The organism is Candidatus Pelagibacter sp. PS_23 (assembly GCF_059417905.1).
This window is the reverse complement of record NZ_CM182071.1, coordinates 651,840-666,874: the sequence shown is the minus strand read 5'-3', so window position 1 is coordinate 666,874 and position 15,035 is coordinate 651,840. Positions and strand designations below refer to the sequence as shown.

Annotated in this window: 22 protein-coding genes; all 22 read left to right on the top strand. The window is 31.5% G+C overall.

Going from position 1 to position 15,035, the window contains the following annotated elements:
• The 22 genes from rpoC to rplR all read left to right on the top strand — a co-directional run bounded on the left by rpoC (window position 1) and on the right by rplR (window position 15,034).
• The gene (gene rpoC, locus AC5SLY_RS03580) at window positions 1–4,170 is read left to right on the top strand and encodes a DNA-directed RNA polymerase subunit beta' (RefSeq protein ID WP_494598554.1); all 4,170 of its coding nucleotides are present in this window, start codon (window positions 1–3) and stop codon (window positions 4,168–4,170) included.
• A gap of 171 nt (window positions 4,171–4,341) precedes the next feature.
• Complete coding sequence (rpsL, locus tag AC5SLY_RS03575; protein ID WP_006996807.1) at window positions 4,342–4,713, top strand: 30S ribosomal protein S12; 372 nt, start codon at window positions 4,342–4,344, stop codon at window positions 4,711–4,713.
• Window positions 4,714–4,715: 2 nt separating this feature from the next.
• Window positions 4,716–5,186 (top strand): 30S ribosomal protein S7, encoded by a 471-nt coding sequence (gene rpsG, locus AC5SLY_RS03570; RefSeq protein WP_006996808.1) that lies wholly within the window; start codon window positions 4,716–4,718, stop codon window positions 5,184–5,186.
• Between the two features lie 6 nt (window positions 5,187–5,192).
• The gene (gene fusA, locus AC5SLY_RS03565; RefSeq protein WP_006996809.1) at window positions 5,193–7,271 is read left to right on the top strand and encodes an elongation factor G; all 2,079 of its coding nucleotides are present in this window, start codon (window positions 5,193–5,195) and stop codon (window positions 7,269–7,271) included.
• Between the two features lie 5 nt (window positions 7,272–7,276).
• A complete protein-coding gene (gene rpsJ / locus AC5SLY_RS03560; RefSeq protein WP_006996810.1) occupies window positions 7,277–7,585 on the top strand; it encodes a 30S ribosomal protein S10 in 309 nt (102 codons plus the stop codon).
• A gap of 2 nt (window positions 7,586–7,587) precedes the next feature.
• A complete protein-coding gene (gene rplC / locus AC5SLY_RS03555) occupies window positions 7,588–8,298 on the top strand; it encodes a 50S ribosomal protein L3 (RefSeq protein ID WP_011282157.1) in 711 nt (236 codons plus the stop codon).
• Entirely contained in the window at window positions 8,298–8,921 is a 624-nt protein-coding gene (rplD, locus tag AC5SLY_RS03550) for a 50S ribosomal protein L4 (protein WP_011282156.1), read from the top strand. Before rplC ends, rplD begins: the two co-directional genes overlap by 1 nt.
• Before the next feature lies 1 nt (window position 8,922).
• A complete protein-coding gene (gene rplW, locus AC5SLY_RS03545) occupies window positions 8,923–9,216 on the top strand; it encodes a 50S ribosomal protein L23 (protein WP_020169482.1) in 294 nt (97 codons plus the stop codon).
• Window positions 9,217–9,218: 2 nt separating this feature from the next.
• The gene (gene rplB / locus AC5SLY_RS03540; RefSeq protein WP_006996814.1) at window positions 9,219–10,064 is read left to right on the top strand and encodes a 50S ribosomal protein L2; all 846 of its coding nucleotides are present in this window, start codon (window positions 9,219–9,221) and stop codon (window positions 10,062–10,064) included.
• The gene (gene rpsS, locus AC5SLY_RS03535; RefSeq protein ID WP_006996815.1) at window positions 10,064–10,357 is read left to right on the top strand and encodes a 30S ribosomal protein S19; all 294 of its coding nucleotides are present in this window, start codon (window positions 10,064–10,066) and stop codon (window positions 10,355–10,357) included. The genes rplB and rpsS overlap by 1 nt, the downstream gene beginning before the upstream one ends.
• A 2-nt stretch (window positions 10,358–10,359) precedes the next feature.
• A complete protein-coding gene (rplV, locus tag AC5SLY_RS03530) occupies window positions 10,360–10,758 on the top strand; it encodes a 50S ribosomal protein L22 (protein WP_006996816.1) in 399 nt (132 codons plus the stop codon).
• Window positions 10,742–11,422: a 30S ribosomal protein S3 gene (gene rpsC / locus AC5SLY_RS03525; RefSeq protein ID WP_011282155.1), complete on the top strand. Its 681-nt coding sequence runs from the start codon at window positions 10,742–10,744 to the stop codon at window positions 11,420–11,422. The genes rplV and rpsC overlap by 17 nt, the downstream gene beginning before the upstream one ends.
• A gap of 2 nt (window positions 11,423–11,424) precedes the next feature.
• Window positions 11,425–11,835, top strand: coding sequence for a 50S ribosomal protein L16 (gene rplP / locus AC5SLY_RS03520; RefSeq protein WP_006996818.1), 411 nt, complete (start codon window positions 11,425–11,427; stop codon window positions 11,833–11,835).
• Between the two features lies 1 nt (window position 11,836).
• Window positions 11,837–12,028, top strand: coding sequence for a 50S ribosomal protein L29 (gene rpmC / locus AC5SLY_RS03515; protein WP_006996819.1), 192 nt, complete (start codon window positions 11,837–11,839; stop codon window positions 12,026–12,028).
• A complete protein-coding gene (gene rpsQ / locus AC5SLY_RS03510; protein WP_011282154.1) occupies window positions 12,021–12,257 on the top strand; it encodes a 30S ribosomal protein S17 in 237 nt (78 codons plus the stop codon). Before rpmC ends, rpsQ begins: the two co-directional genes overlap by 8 nt.
• Complete coding sequence (rplN, locus tag AC5SLY_RS03505; protein ID WP_006996821.1) at window positions 12,254–12,622, top strand: 50S ribosomal protein L14; 369 nt, start codon at window positions 12,254–12,256, stop codon at window positions 12,620–12,622. Before rpsQ ends, rplN begins: the two co-directional genes overlap by 4 nt.
• The gene (gene rplX / locus AC5SLY_RS03500; protein ID WP_006996822.1) at window positions 12,623–12,871 is read left to right on the top strand and encodes a 50S ribosomal protein L24; all 249 of its coding nucleotides are present in this window, start codon (window positions 12,623–12,625) and stop codon (window positions 12,869–12,871) included.
• On the top strand, window positions 12,871–13,425 hold the full coding sequence (gene rplE / locus AC5SLY_RS03495) for a 50S ribosomal protein L5 (RefSeq protein ID WP_006996823.1): 555 nt from the start codon (window positions 12,871–12,873) through the stop codon (window positions 13,423–13,425). The genes rplX and rplE overlap by 1 nt, the downstream gene beginning before the upstream one ends.
• Window positions 13,426–13,427: 2 nt before the next feature.
• Window positions 13,428–13,733 (top strand): 30S ribosomal protein S14, encoded by a 306-nt coding sequence (gene rpsN / locus AC5SLY_RS03490; protein WP_006996824.1) that lies wholly within the window; start codon window positions 13,428–13,430, stop codon window positions 13,731–13,733.
• Between the two features lie 10 nt (window positions 13,734–13,743).
• Window positions 13,744–14,139, top strand: coding sequence for a 30S ribosomal protein S8 (gene rpsH / locus AC5SLY_RS03485; protein WP_006996825.1), 396 nt, complete (start codon window positions 13,744–13,746; stop codon window positions 14,137–14,139).
• Window positions 14,139–14,678, top strand: coding sequence for a 50S ribosomal protein L6 (rplF, locus tag AC5SLY_RS03480; RefSeq protein WP_006996826.1), 540 nt, complete (start codon window positions 14,139–14,141; stop codon window positions 14,676–14,678). Before rpsH ends, rplF begins: the two co-directional genes overlap by 1 nt.
• Window positions 14,678–15,034, top strand: coding sequence for a 50S ribosomal protein L18 (rplR, locus tag AC5SLY_RS03475; RefSeq protein ID WP_006996827.1), 357 nt, complete (start codon window positions 14,678–14,680; stop codon window positions 15,032–15,034). Before rplF ends, rplR begins: the two co-directional genes overlap by 1 nt.
• Window position 15,035: the final 1 nt, after the last annotated feature.

Here is a 15,035-nt window from a genome sequence, read left to right as displayed (position 1 = left end):
ATGAAAAAAGAATTAACAGATTTATTTAAAAATAGTGAAGTTTCTGAAGCACAAAATTTTAATAGCATTAAAATTACTTTAGCCAGTCCTGAAAAAATTAAATCTTGGACATATGGTGAAATTAAAAAACCTGAAACTATTAACTATAGAACTTTTAGACCAGAAAAAGATGGTTTGTTTTGTGCTAGAATTTTTGGACCGATAAAAGATTACGAATGTTTGTGCGGTAAGTACAAGCGTATGAAGTTTAGAGGTATTATTTGTGAAAAATGTGGAGTTGAAGTTACAAAATCCAATGTAAGAAGAGAGAGAATGGGTCACATAAACCTTGCAACTCCCGTTGCACACATTTGGTTTTTAAAATCTTTACCTAGTAGAATTTCACTAGCCGTTGATATGAAGTTAAAAGAAGTTGAAAGAGTTCTTTATTTCGAAAACTTCATAGTTATTGAGCCTGGTTTAACTGGTCTTCAAAAAAATCAATTACTTAACGAAGAAGAATTAGCAAAATACCAAGACGAGTTTGGTGAAGAATCATTTGAAGCTGGTATTGGAGCTGAAGCAATTTTATCTATTCTTAAATCAATAGATCTTGAGCTTGAAAGAAAGCTTTTAATTAATACAATTAAAGAAACAAAATCAAAAGTTAATGAAGAAAGATCAATTAAAAGACTTAAATTGATTGAGTCATTTATTGAAACTGGTCAAAAGCCAGAATGGATGATTTTAACTGTAATACCAGTTATACCACCTGAATTAAGACCTTTAGTTCCATTAGATGGTGGAAGATTTGCTACATCAGATCTTAATGATCTTTATAGAAGAGTTATAAACAGAAATAATCGTCTTAAGAGATTAATGGATTTAAAAGCTCCTGATATCATTGTTAGAAATGAGAAAAGAATGCTTCAAGAATCTGTTGATGCATTATTTGATAATGGTCGTAGAGGAAGAGTAATTACTGGTACTGGTAAACGTCCACTCAAATCTTTAGCAGAAATGCTTAAAGGTAAACAAGGTAGATTTAGACAAAACTTACTAGGAAAAAGAGTAGATTATTCAGGAAGATCTGTAATCGTTGTAGGGCCAGACCTTAAATTACATGAATGTGGTTTACCTAAGAAGATGGCTTTAGAATTATTTAAACCATTCTTGTATGCTAGATTAAATAAACTAGGATTAGCTTCGACAATCAAACAAGCAAAAAAATTAGTTGAAAAAGAAACCAATGCTGTTTGGGATGCATTAGAACTTATTGTAAGAGAACACCCAGTTTTATTAAACCGTGCACCAACACTGCACAGACTTGGGGTTCAAGCTTTTGAGCCTAAGTTAATTGAAGGAGATGCAATTGAACTTCATCCTTTATGTTGTGCAGCCTTTAATGCTGACTTTGATGGTGACCAAATGGCGGTTCACGTTCCTCTAAGTTTAGAAGCCCAACTAGAAGCGAGAATTTTAATGTTATCAACAAATAACATTTTAAGTCCATCAAACGGTAAACCTATCATAGTACCGAGTCAGGATATGATCTTAGGTCTATACTATTTATCTCAAGCACCTTTTCAAACTGAAAAGCCGGATGGTTACTTCATAAATAATGATGAAATTGAACATGCCCTATCTACAGGTCAAATAAAAGTTCACTCTACTATTGTTTCTAGATTTGAAACATTAGATGAGAAGGGAAACAAAAGAGTTGAAAAACACACAACGACTGCTGGAAGATTCTTATTAGCTAATTTACTTCCAAAACATAAAGATATTACTTTTTCAATGATTGATAGATTGCTTCCAAAAAAAACTGTTTCAGAAATTATTGATAGTGTATTTAGATTTTGTGGTCAGAAAACTACAGTTATATTTTGTGATCATTTAAAAGATTTAGGTTTCAAACATGCATTTAAAGCTGGTATTTCTTTTGGTAAAGATGATTTGGTTATTCCTGCAAATAAAGGACAACTAATTGAAGATACTAAAAAATTAATTGCAGATTATGAAAATCAATATTCAGAAGGTTTAATTACTAGAGGTGAAAAATATAACAAAGTTGTTGATGCTTGGTCAAAATGTACGGATAAAGTTGCTGGTGAAATGATGAGAGGTATTTCGGCTACGGAAAGCACTCCTGATGGCATGAAGATTAACTCAGTATTTATGATGGCAGATAGTGGAGCTAGAGGTTCAGCTGCGCAAATGAAACAGTTGGCTGGTATGAGAGGTCTTATTGCAAAACCATCTGGAGAAATTATCGAAACACCAATTATTTCTAATTTCAAAGAAGGTTTAACAGCCCTAGAATATTTTAACTCAACACACGGAGCCAGAAAAGGTTTAGCTGATACAGCCCTTAAAACTGCAAGCTCGGGTTATTTAACAAGAAGACTTTGTGACGTAGCTCAAGATCTTACTATATCTAAAATTAAGTGTGATAATCCAGGGTTTATTGAATTAGCAGAAATTTTGGAAGGTGGAAATGTTGTTGTTAGTTTATCAGAAAGAGCGCTTGGAAGAGTTACAGCTTTCGATGTAAAAAATCCAATTACTGGTGAAGTAGTTATTAAAAAAGAAACAATGATTGATGAAGCTGGTTGCGATAAAATTGATGCAGCTGGTGTTAAATTTATCAAAGCTTATTCAGTTATGACTTGTAGCTCTAAACTTGGTGTTTGTGCTACTTGTTATGGAAGAGATTTATCTAGAGGAAAAATGGTTCATGTAGGTGAAGCTATAGGTATGATTTCAGCACAATCGATTGGTGAACCAGGTACGCAATTAACAATGAGAACCTTCCACGTTGGTGGTACTGCTTCTGTTAAACAAGAGTCTCAGATCGTAACAAAAACAGCTGGAACTTTAAAAATTATAAATTCTAACTTATTAGAAGATTCTAAGAAAAATTTAATTGTAATGGGAAGAAACACTCAATTATCAATTGAAGATAATAATGGAGTTCAAGTTGCTGTTTATAAGGTTGCTTACGGCTCAAAATTATTTTTCCAGAATGGTGATAAAGTTAAAGCAAATGAAAAAATTTGTGAATGGGATCCTTATACAACTCCAGTTATCGCAGAGAAAAGTGGTATAGCTGGTTATGTAGATTTAATTGATGGTGTTTCAATTCAAGAAACAACCGATGATGCAACAGGAATTTCATCTAAATCTGTTATTGATTGGAGAGCTCAATCTAAAAATACTGATTTAAAACCAAGAATTACTTTAAGAGATGATAAAGGTAATGTTATTAAAAAAGCTGATGATAATGAAGCCAGATATTATTTAGTTCCAGACTCAATTCTTTCAGTGAAAGATGGTCAAAAAATATTTGCTGGTGACATAATAGCTAGACTTCCAAAGGAAACTACTAAAACAAAAGATATTACTGGAGGATTGCCTCGTGTTGCAGAATTATTTGAAGCTAGAAAAGCAAAAGATAGCGCAATAATTGCAGAAAATGATGGCCAAGTTTTATTTGGTAAAGAAGTTAGAGGAAAACAAAGAATTTCCATACAACCAGATAATGGTGAACCTTCAAATTATCTAATTCCAAAAGGTAAACATATTAATTTTAACCAAGGTGAAAAAATAAAAAAAGGTGAGTATCTTTTAGATGGACAACCTTTGCCACATGATATTTTAAGAATACTTGGTATAAAAGATTTAACAGAATACTTTGTTAACCAAGTACAAGAAGTTTATAGGTTACAAGGTGTAATTATTAACGACAAACATATCGAAACGATATTAAGACAAATGCTTAAAAAAGTTGAAATCAAAGAGTCTGGCGACTCGTCTTACTTACCAGGTGAAATGATAGACAGAATTAAGTTTGATAATACAAATGAAAAACTAGTTGCTGAAGGAAAGAATCCAGCATCTGGTGAAAGAGTTTTAATGGGCATTACTAAAGCTTCACTTCAAACTGAGTCATTTATTTCTGCTGCTTCATTCCAAGAAACTACTAGAGTTTTAACTGATGCTGCGATTAAAGGTAAAGTCGATCCATTAAATGGCTTAAAAGAGAACGTTATTGTAGGTAGATTAGTTCCAGCTGGAACAGGTCACATTAAGAACAAATGGAATAAGAATGCCATTGATGCGGATAATAAATTCTTAGCTGAGCAAGAGAAAATTGAGCCTTTAGAGACTACAGAAACTCCAGCAAATTAATAAAAAAAACACGTTTAACTTGTAGTTTTAGTTTGACAATCAGAGATTTAATAGTATTTTGACGCTGTTTTTGGTTGGAATGTAGTACCTACTTTACGGAACTAAACGCTGCCACAAAATAACCTGTCAGTTATTTTCACTCAAAAATATATTAATTAATTTAAAAAATTTATGCCAACTATTAACCAGTTGTTAAGAAAAAAAAGAATTAAACCTGTTGCTAGGAATAAAGTTCCTGCACTTCAGAAACAACCTTTGAAGAGAGGTGTTTGTGTAAAAGTTTATACAACAACTCCTAAAAAACCCAACTCAGCATTAAGAAAAGTTGCTAGAGTTAGACTATCTAATGGTTTTGAAGTTACAGCTTATATTGGTGGTGAAGGTCACAATTTACAAGAACACTCAGTCGTTTTAATTAGGGGCGGTCGTGTAAAAGACTTACCTGGTGTTCGTTATCATATCCTTAGAGGAAACCTAGACACACAAGGTGTTGCAAATAGAAAGAAACGTAGATCTTTGTATGGAACTAAAAAAGGTAAATAATTATGTCTAGAAAAAAAACACAACCCAAAAAAGTTGTTACTCCAGACCCAATATTTAATTCTACAATAATCCCTAAATTAATTAACTCAATAATGTACGACGGCAAAAAAGTAGTTGCTGAAAAAATTGTCTATGAAGCTATAGAAAAAATAAAATCAAAAACAAAAGAAGAGCCCATTAATGTTTTTAATGAAGCAATAAATAACATCAAACCTACTGTAGAAGTTAGATCACGTAGAGTAGGTGGCGCAACTTATCAAGTTCCTGTTGAAGTTAAAACTAAACGTGCACAAGCACTAGCAATTAGATGGTTAGTTGATGCTTCTAGAAAAAGAAAAGACAAACATATGTCAGATAAAATTTTTAACGAACTGTATGATGCTTATGAAAAAAAAGGTTCTGCTGTTAAAAAAAGAGAAGATGTACATAAAATGGCAGAATCAAATAAAGCTTTTGCACATTTTAGGTGGTAATAAATTATGGCTAGAACACACACATTAAATAAATATAGAAATATTGGTATCATGGCTCATATTGATGCTGGTAAAACTACTACCACCGAAAGAATTTTATATTACACAGGAAAAAGTCATAAAATTGGTGAAGTACATGATGGTGCTGCAACAATGGATTGGATGGAACAAGAACAAGAAAGAGGTATTACGATTACATCAGCAGCAACAACTTGCTTCTGGAATGATCATAGAATTAATATCATCGACACGCCTGGACACGTTGACTTTACGATTGAAGTAGAAAGATCATTAAAAGTTTTAGATGGTGCTGTTTGTGTTTTTGATGGTGTTGCCGGTGTAGAACCTCAATCTGAAACAGTATGGAGACAGGCTGATAAATATAAAGTTCCAAGAATTTGTTTTGTAAACAAGTTAGATAGAACGGGTGCTGATTTTTATAGATGTGTTGAAATGATTAAGGATAGATTAGGCTGTAAACCTCTACCAATTCAAATCCCTATTGGTATTGAAGCAGATTTATCTGGCGTTGTTGACTTAGTTAAAATGAAAGCTCAAGTTTGGAAAAATGAAGCTTTAGGAGCTGAATGGGAATACAAAGAAATTCCTGATGATTTAAAAGAAATTTCACAAAAATACAGAACTGAATTAGTTGAAATGGCTGTAGAGCAAGATGAAAAACTAATGGAAGCTTACCTAAATGGGGAAGAAATCAAAGAAGAAGATTTGGTAAAATGCATAAGAAAAGGAACATTAAATTTTAGTTTTGTTCCAATAACTACAGGTTCAGCTTTTAAAAACAAAGGTGTTCAACCTTTACTTGACGCTGTAATTAACTACTTACCAAGCCCGATCGATATTGGGTCTATTAATGGAACTAAACCTGGTAGTGAAGATGTTGTTGAAATGAAATTTGATGATGGCACAGGGTTTTCTGCATTAGCATTTAAAGTTGCTAATGACCCATTTGTTGGTTCATTAACTTTTATTAGAATTTACTCGGGAACGATTAGAACTGGAACTGCTGTTTATAATACTTCAAAAGATAAAGAAGAAAGAGTTGGTAGAATGCTTTTAATGCATGCGAACTCAAGAGAGGATATCAAAGAAGCAAATACGGGTGACATTGTTGCTTTAGCTGGTTTAAAATATACGATAACAGGACATACTCTTTGTGATGAAGCTAATCCTGTTTTATTAGAACCAATGGAGTTCCCAGAACCTGTAATCGAAATTGCCGTTGAACCTAAAACAAAAGCTGACCAAGAAAAAATGGGTGAAGCATTAGGAAGATTGGCTAAAGAAGACCCATCATTCAGAGTAACGTCAGATGAAGAATCTGGTCAAACTATTATTAAAGGAATGGGTGAGTTACACCTTGATATTATTGTCGATAGAATGAAAAGAGAATTTAATGTAGAGGCAAATGTAGGTGCTCCTCAAGTTGCTTATAGAGAAACATTACAAAATGCCTCAGAATTTGAATATACTCATAAAAAACAAAGTGGTGGTGCTGGTCAGTTTGCAAAAGTTAAACTTTTGGTTGAGCCACAAGAGCCTGGTTCAGGTAGATCTGTCGAAAGCAAAATTAAAGGTGGTGCAATTCCTAAAGAATTTATTCCTGGTGTTGAAAAAGGAATTGAAACAATTTCAGATGGCGGAATTTTAGCAGGGTTTCCAATGATTGATTATAAAGTTACAATTTTAGATGGATTACACCATGATGTTGACTCAAGTGTTCTTGCATTTGAATTAGCAGGTAGAGCTTGCTTTAAAGAAGCTTGTACTAGAGGAACTTTGAAATTATTAGAACCAGTTATGAGAGTTGAAGTTGTTACACCTGAAGATTATATGGGTGATGTTATTGGTGACCTGAATAGTAGAAGAGGCCAAATCAGTACTCAAGAAAATAGAGGAAATGCAACAGTGATTACAGCTATGGTTCCTTTAGCTAATATGTTTGGTTATATAAATAGTTTAAGATCAATGTCTCAAGGTAGAGCTCAGTATTCAATGTTTTTTGATCATTACTCTAAAGTCCCACAAAATGTTCAGGATGAAGTAACTAAAAAGATTGCAGGCTAATTATTATGGAAAAACAAAATATAAGAATTAAATTAAGAGCATACGACAATAAGATTCTAGATGCATCTACAGAAGAAATTGTAAATACTGTAAAAAGAACAGGTGCCACGATAAAAGGACCAATACCTTTACCAACTAGAATCGAAAGATACACTGTTTTAAAAGGTCCTCACATTGATAAAAAAAGTAGAGAGCAATTTGAAACAAGAACACACAAAAGATTAATAGATATTATAGAGCCAACACCTCAAACTGTTGAAGCTTTAATGAAACTTGATTTAGCATCAGGTGTTGATGTGGAGATAAAAATTTAATTATGAGTGAAATTGCATTAATTGGAAAAAAAATTGGTATGACTAGAGAGTTCTATAAAACAGGACGTTTAGTTCCAGTAACTGTTATTAAAATGGAAAAGGCTAGAGTGATCCAAGTTATTGAAGAAGAAAAACGTGGATACAAAGCTGTGCAATTAGGGTTTGGTAAAATTAAAGCATCTAAACTTACAAAAGCAATGAAGGGCTTGTATGCAAAGAAAAATACAGAAGCTAAGAAAAAATTAAAAGAATTTAGAGTTAAAGATACAGAATTATATAAAGAAGGTAACGAATTTGGTCTTGAAATATTTAATGAAGTTAAGTTTGTTGATACAACTTCAAAAACTATTGGTAAAGGTTTTGCAGGTGCCATGAAGAGACACAATTTTGGTGGGTTAAGAGCTACTCACGGTGTTTCTGTATCACATAGATCTCACGGATCTACTGGACAAAGACAAGATCCTGGTAAAGTTTTTAAAGGTAAAAAAATGGCTGGTCATATGGGTGATAGAGTTAGAACTATGCAAAATTTAGAGATTATTAAGACAGATATTGAAAATGAATTGTTATATTTAAAAGGATCAATTCCTGGATCAAAAAATACTGAAATCTTAGTTAAAAAATCAGTAAAAGTTATAAACAAAATGACTATTAATGAAAAAATTGCTGCTGCTGAAGAAGCTAAAAAAACACCAGATAAAAAGAAAAAATAATGAAAATTGATAAATTAAACTTAGACGGTAAAAAAGATTCAATTGAAGTTTTAGATAAAATTTTCTCTGCTAAAATTAACAAAAGATTGGTTGATAACGTATTATATAAAACTAATGCTAATTACAAAGGTAGACACGCAAAAACTAAACAACAAAATGAGATTACTGGATCTACATCTAAAATTTATGCTCAAAAAGGTACTGGTGGAGCTAGACACGCAAGTAGAAAAGCACCTATTTTCGTTGGTGGTGGTGTTGCACATGGACCTAAAGGTGAACTGGCATACAAAAAAAGAAAATTAAATAAAAGTGAAAAAAAACTAAGTATTGCTTCACTAATTACTGAGAAGAATAAACTTAATAATTTGATAATTTTTAGTGATTTTGGAAATGAGATTAAAAAAACTAAAGAAATGCATTCAATTATTAAAAAATTTGAAATTACAAATTCATTAATCATTTTAGATAAATCATCTAAAGAGAAAATTGAAAAGTCAGTTAGAAATATTCCAAATGTTAAAGTTACGGATATTAATCATTTCAGTGCATTTGATATTATAAAGTTTAAAAAAGTAGTTTTTACAGAAAGTTCAATTAAAGAACTAGAAAAGAGATATTCCTAAAATGGATAAAATACATTTATACGATAAAATTCTGTCACCAATGGTTACTGAGAAAACTACTAATTTGTCAGAACAAAATAAAATTGTTTTTAAAGTACCCAGAGCTGCCAACAAGACTAATTTGAAGAAAAATATTGAAAAGATTTTTAAAGTTAATGTTACAAAAATAAATATTATCAATAAACAAAATAGAACCAAAGTAACTAGAGGTAAAAAAGTTAATGTTCAAGGTTACAAAAAAGCAATAATAACACTTAAAAAGGGTCAAAGTATTGATCTAACATCTGGAATTTAAAAATGGCATTAAAAACATTCAAACCCTATACAAAATCAACAAGAGGAACAATCTTAGTTGATAGAGCTGGTCTTTGGAAAGGCAAGCCATTTAAGGCCTTAGTTGAGCCAAAAAATTCAATGCGTGGAAGAAATAATAATGGACACATAACTTCTCGTAATATGTCAGGCGGTGGGCACAAGAAAATGTATAGGTTGGTTGATTTCTACAGAAAGAAAATCGACATGCCAGGCACTGTCGAAAGAATTGAATATGATCCAAATAGATCTTGCTACATCATGTTAGTTAAGTTTGATGATGGACAACATTTTTACTATTTAGCTCCTCAAAAAATTAAAGTAGGTGATAAAGTTGAAAATGGATCGGAAAAAGAAATTAAAGTTGGAAACTGTATGCCACTTAGAGATATTCCTGTTGGTATCAATATCCATAATGTAGAGCTAAAACCTGGAGCTGGTGGAAAAATAGCTAGATCTGCAGGTACATCTGTTACTATCAGTGGGTTAGATGGAAATTACTCATTAATTAAAATGACCTCTGGAGAGGTTAGAAAAATTGATTCAAGATGCATGGCAACAATTGGTGTGCTTTCAAACCCAGATCAAAAAAACATTAAGATTGGTAAAGCTGGAAGATCAAGATGGCTTGGTAGAAGACCTCATACTAGAGGAGTTGTGATGAATCCTGTTGATCACCCACACGGAGGTGGTGAAGGTAAAACTGCAGGTGGAAGACATCCAGTATCTCCAACAGGTCAATCTGCAAAAGGATTAAAAACTAGAGACAATAAGAGTACAGATAAATTTATAGTTAGAAGAAGAAATAACAGGAAGGATTCTAAAAAATAATGGCTAGATCAGTATGGAAAGGACCTTTTGTTGAAGAGAGCTTGATTAAAAAAGTTGAAAAACAAAAATTAGATCCAAAAAAAATGCCTATTAAAACGTGGTCAAGAAAATCAACAATTATTCCTGAGTTTATAGGGGTTAGTTTTTTGATTTATAATGGAAAAAAATTCATTCCAGTTACTATATCTGAAGATATGGTGGGTCATAAATTAGGTGAATTTTCTCCCACTAGAACATTTTTTGGACATACACCAGCTGAAAAAAAAGGAAAACCAGCTGAGAAGAAAAAATAATTATGAATAAAAAAAAGAAAATTAACAGAACTAAAGTGGATACAGTTAGATCTGTGAATAATAATATTAGATCTAGTGTTAGAAAACTTAACCCAATACTTAAAGCAATTGTTGGAAAAAAAGTTGATGTAGCTATTAGAGAGCTTCAATTTTCTGCAAAAAGAATTACTAGGGAAATAAGAAAAACAGTTTCATCAGCTGTTGCTAACGCTGAAAATAACAATCAATACGACATAGATAAACTAATTGTTAAAGAAGCATACTGTGGGAAAAAAGTTGTTATGAAAAGATTTAGACCAAGAGCAAAAGGTAGAGCTGCACCAATTTTAAAACCTTATTCAACTATTACAATTATATTATCAGAAGCAAAACAAATGGAGAGTCATGGGTCAAAAAGTTAATCCTGTTGGTTTCAGACTAGGTGTAAACAGAGGTTGGGATTCTGTCTGGTATGCAAAAAAGAAAGATTTTGGAAATTATCTTATCGAAGATTTTAAGATCAGAGCTTATATCAAGAAAAATGTTGTTAATTCTGGTGTATCTAAAGTTATGATAGAGAGAACCTCTAATAAATGTTTTGTTACTATTTACACATCAAGACCGGGATTTGTAATTGGAAAGAAAGGTAGCGATATTGATAAAATAAAAAATAATTTATCTAAATTTACCAACAATGAAGTAACGCTTAATATTAAAGAAGTTAAAAAACCGGAAACAAATGCTTATTTAGTTGCTGAAAATATAGCACAACAATTAGTTAAAAGAATATCATATAGAAGAGCCATGAAGAGAGCTATGCAATCATGTTTAAGACTTGGTGCAAAAGGCATTAAAGTTTCTATTAGTGGTAGACTAGGTGGAAATGAAATAGCTAGAACTGAATGGTTAAGAGAAGGAAGTATACCATCACATACTTTAAGAGCAGATATTGACTATGCAGAAGCTGAAGCATTAACAACATTTGGTATTATTGGAATAAAAATTTGGATTTACAAAGGTGAAGTATTCGCTAAAGAATTTAGCCAAGAAACTAACAAGATAGTTCCTAAAGAGGTTAAAGAATAATTATGTTACAGCCAGTTAGAACAAAATACAGAAAAGCACATAAAGGAAGAATTCATGGAACAGCTACACGCGCTAGCAAGATTAACTATGGATCTTTTGCATTAAAAGCTATGGCGCCAGAGAGAATTATAGGAAAACAAATAGAAGCTGCTAGAGTTGCTTTAACAAGACACATGAAAAGACAGGGACGTGTTTGGACAAGAATCTTTCCAAATATACCTGTTTCAAAAAAACCTGTTGAAGTACGTATGGGTAAAGGTAAAGGAGCTCCTGAATATTGGGCTTGTAGAGTGAAGCCAGGTAGAATTTTATTTGAAATTGATGGTGTTTCAGAAACAATAGCAAAAGAAGCACTTTATAAGGCTTCAGCTAAACTACCTATAAAAACAAAATTTATTAAGAGATTTGCATAATATGAAAAAACAAGAAATTAAAAAATTATCTAAGGACGAAGTTATCAAAAATATTGATAAATTAAAAAAAGATTTATTTAACTTTAGATTTCAAAAAATTAATTCACAAGTTACAGATCCATCTAAAATTGGACAAACTAAAAAAACTATAGCTAGATTAAAAACTACACTAAAAGGAAAATTAAATGCCTAAAAAAATATTAACAGGAGTAGTAACAAGCGATAAACCAAACAAAACTATAACTGTATCTGTTGAAAGAAAATATTCGCACCCAGTATTAAAAAAAGTAGTTAAAGTTAGAAAAAAATATAACGCACACGATGAAAACAATAAATTTAAAACTGGAGACACAGTGTCAATTATTGAGTGTAAGCCTTTTTCTAAGAATAAAAAATTTCAAGTAATGGATGAATCTAAATGATACAAGTACAAACTGAATTATTAGTAGCTGATAACACTGGTGCAAAAAGAATAGAATGTATTAAAGTTTTAGGTGGCTCTAAACGTAGATACGCAAGTATTGGTGATACTATCGTTATCGCAGTTAAAGAGGCATTACCTAAAGGAAAAGTTAAAAAAGGTTCTGTTCATAAAGCTGTTGTAGTTAGAGTTAAAAAGGGAATTCATAGGGAAGATGGATCTAAAGTTAGATTTGATAATAATGCAGCTGTTTTAGTTGATGATAAAGGTGAACCAGTGGGGACTAGGATTTTTGGTCCAGTAACAAGAGAATTAAGAAGTAGAGGTCAAATGAAAATAATTTCATTGGCTCCAGAGGTTTTATAAATGATTAAAAAAGGATTAAAAGTTAGAGTTTTAACTGGAAGAGATAAAAAAAAAGAGGGTGAGGTTATTGAAATCGATAGACCTAATAACAGAGCAAAAGTTCAAGGAATTAATATTGTGAAAAAACATGTTAAAACTACAAAAGAAAAAAAAGGTGGAATAGTCTCTAAAGAGAGCTTCATCCACATTTCAAACCTTAAACTTATTGACGAAAAAGCTAAAACAAAAAAAACTGAGGCTAAGAAATAATGATACCTAGATTAAAAGAACTTTATTACAAAGAAATCCAACCACAGCTTAAAGAAACCCTTGGATATAAAAATACCTATATGGGGCCAAAAGTTGAAAAAGTTGTTATTAACATGGGTCTTGGTCTTGATGGTGCTGATGCAAAGATTATGAAATCTACTGAAGAAGATTTAGGGAAAATTACAGGTCAAAAACCAACTGTGACTAAATTTAAAAAATCAGTAGCAAACTTTAAAACGAGAAAAGGTACAAACGCTGGTTTAAAAGTTACTTTAAGAGGTAACAAAATGTATGAATTTTTAGATAGACTTGTAAATATTGCTTTACCAAGAATTAAAGACTTTAGAGGCTTATCACCCAAAGGATTTGATAAGTTTGGTAATTATACGTTTGGCATTAAAGAACATATAATTTTTCCAGAAGTTAATTTTGATAGAATTGATAAGATTAGAGGTCTTGATGTTGTAGTTGTGATCTCTGCTTTAAATAAAGATCATAGTTTTGCTCTTTTAGAAAAACTAAATTTTCCATTTATTAAAAAAGGAGACAATTAAGAATGGCTAAAGTAAGCGCAGTAAATAAAAATAATAAAAGAATTAAACTTTCAGATAGGCTTTTCAAAAAAAGACAAGCATTAAAGAAAATTGTAATGGATAAAAAAATATCATTAGAAGAAAGATTTAAAGCACAACAAAAGCTTTCAAATTTACCTCGTAATTCTGCAAAAAACAGAGTTATGAATAGATGCCAAATTACTGGAAGACCACACGGTGTTTACAGAAAATTAAAAATATCAAGAATAGCCTTAAGAGACTTGGGACTGCATGGATTAATTCCTGGCATGACTAAGTCGAGTTGGTAGAAAGGATAATATGAGTTTAAGTGACCCAATAGGGGATATGATTGCAAGAATAAAAAATGCACAAGTGAGAAATCATAAGAAAGTAGCATTACCTTCTTCTAACTTTAAAGTTAAGATTGCAGATATTCTTAAAAGTGAAGGATTTATAAAAGACTATAAAATTGAAACTGAAAATAATAAACCCACATTGTCAGTTGACTTAAAATATTATTCTGGAAATCCAGTAATTAGTACTTTTGAGAGAGTATCTAAGCCTGGTAGAAGAATATTTTCAAGTGCTGATAGTTTGCCAAAAATTAATGGCGGACTAGGAATAGCTATTGTATCAACACCAAAAGGTGTAATGACTGATATTGAAGCTAGAAAACAAAAAGTTGGTGGCGAAATAATTTGTAAGGTATTTTAATGTCTAAAATTGGTAAAATAAGTATTTCAATCCCTGAAAAAGTTAAAGCAGTACTATCTGGTAGTGTTCTTAACATTGAGGGACCATTAGGTAAAAAATCACTTAATATTGATCTTGAAATGTTTAATCTTGACGTTACCGAAGGAAAAGAAATATCTATCAGCCCTAAAGTAAAGGATCAAAACTCAAAAAGATTATGGGGCATGAATAGAAGCTTAATCAATAATGCTGTTATTGGGTCAAGTACTGGCTATGAAAAAATTCTTGAGCTTGTTGGAGTGGGTTACAGAGCTGCATTAAAAGATAAACAGTTAAATTTGCAATTAGGTTATAGCCACGATATTAATTTTGATATTCCTGAAGGAATTAAAATTGTTGTTGAAAAACAGACGGTAGTTAAAGTTAGTGGATCTGATAAACAGCAAGTAGGTATGGTTGTTTCAAAAATCAAAGCTTTTAGAAAACCAGAGCCATATAAAGGCAAAGGTATTAGAGAGCAAGGTCAATACATTCTAAGAAAAGAAGGGAAGAAGAAATAATGAAATTAAATACCATCCAAAGAAAGAAATTTAGAGTTACTGGTAAATTAAAAAAAGTTGCATCATCTGATAGATTAAGACTTAGCATATCAAGATCTGCAAAAAATATTTCAGCTCAAATTATTGATGATGTTAAAAACATTACTTTAGTGTCATGTTCTTCTGTTGAAAAAGACATTCGTTCTATGGACAAAGTAAATAAAACAGAAATTTCTAAAATAGTAGCAGAGAAACTTGCAAAGAAAGCCCAAGAAAAGAAAATATCAAAAATATTTTTTGATAGAGGTATATACAAATACCACGGCAGAGTTAAAGTTTTTGCTGAAACACTACGTAAAAATGGAATGGAATTTTAAT

Coding starts and splice junctions, on each gene's coding strand:
- rpoC (WP_494598554.1), top strand. CDS start 1: ATGAAAAAAGAATTAACAGATTTATTTAAAAATAGTGAAGTTTCTGAA.
- rpsL (WP_006996807.1), top strand. CDS start 4,342: ATGCCAACTATTAACCAGTTGTTAAGAAAAAAAAGAATTAAACCTGTT.
- rpsG (WP_006996808.1), top strand. CDS start 4,716: ATGTCTAGAAAAAAAACACAACCCAAAAAAGTTGTTACTCCAGACCCA.
- fusA (WP_006996809.1), top strand. CDS start 5,193: ATGGCTAGAACACACACATTAAATAAATATAGAAATATTGGTATCATG.
- rpsJ (WP_006996810.1), top strand. CDS start 7,277: ATGGAAAAACAAAATATAAGAATTAAATTAAGAGCATACGACAATAAG.
- rplC (WP_011282157.1), top strand. CDS start 7,588: ATGAGTGAAATTGCATTAATTGGAAAAAAAATTGGTATGACTAGAGAG.
- rplD (WP_011282156.1), top strand. CDS start 8,298: ATGAAAATTGATAAATTAAACTTAGACGGTAAAAAAGATTCAATTGAA.
- rplW (WP_020169482.1), top strand. CDS start 8,923: ATGGATAAAATACATTTATACGATAAAATTCTGTCACCAATGGTTACT.
- rplB (WP_006996814.1), top strand. CDS start 9,219: ATGGCATTAAAAACATTCAAACCCTATACAAAATCAACAAGAGGAACA.
- rpsS (WP_006996815.1), top strand. CDS start 10,064: ATGGCTAGATCAGTATGGAAAGGACCTTTTGTTGAAGAGAGCTTGATT.
- rplV (WP_006996816.1), top strand. CDS start 10,360: ATGAATAAAAAAAAGAAAATTAACAGAACTAAAGTGGATACAGTTAGA.
- rpsC (WP_011282155.1), top strand. CDS start 10,742: ATGGGTCAAAAAGTTAATCCTGTTGGTTTCAGACTAGGTGTAAACAGA.
- rplP (WP_006996818.1), top strand. CDS start 11,425: ATGTTACAGCCAGTTAGAACAAAATACAGAAAAGCACATAAAGGAAGA.
- rpmC (WP_006996819.1), top strand. CDS start 11,837: ATGAAAAAACAAGAAATTAAAAAATTATCTAAGGACGAAGTTATCAAA.
- rpsQ (WP_011282154.1), top strand. CDS start 12,021: ATGCCTAAAAAAATATTAACAGGAGTAGTAACAAGCGATAAACCAAAC.
- rplN (WP_006996821.1), top strand. CDS start 12,254: ATGATACAAGTACAAACTGAATTATTAGTAGCTGATAACACTGGTGCA.
- rplX (WP_006996822.1), top strand. CDS start 12,623: ATGATTAAAAAAGGATTAAAAGTTAGAGTTTTAACTGGAAGAGATAAA.
- rplE (WP_006996823.1), top strand. CDS start 12,871: ATGATACCTAGATTAAAAGAACTTTATTACAAAGAAATCCAACCACAG.
- rpsN (WP_006996824.1), top strand. CDS start 13,428: ATGGCTAAAGTAAGCGCAGTAAATAAAAATAATAAAAGAATTAAACTT.
- rpsH (WP_006996825.1), top strand. CDS start 13,744: ATGAGTTTAAGTGACCCAATAGGGGATATGATTGCAAGAATAAAAAAT.
- rplF (WP_006996826.1), top strand. CDS start 14,139: ATGTCTAAAATTGGTAAAATAAGTATTTCAATCCCTGAAAAAGTTAAA.
- rplR (WP_006996827.1), top strand. CDS start 14,678: ATGAAATTAAATACCATCCAAAGAAAGAAATTTAGAGTTACTGGTAAA.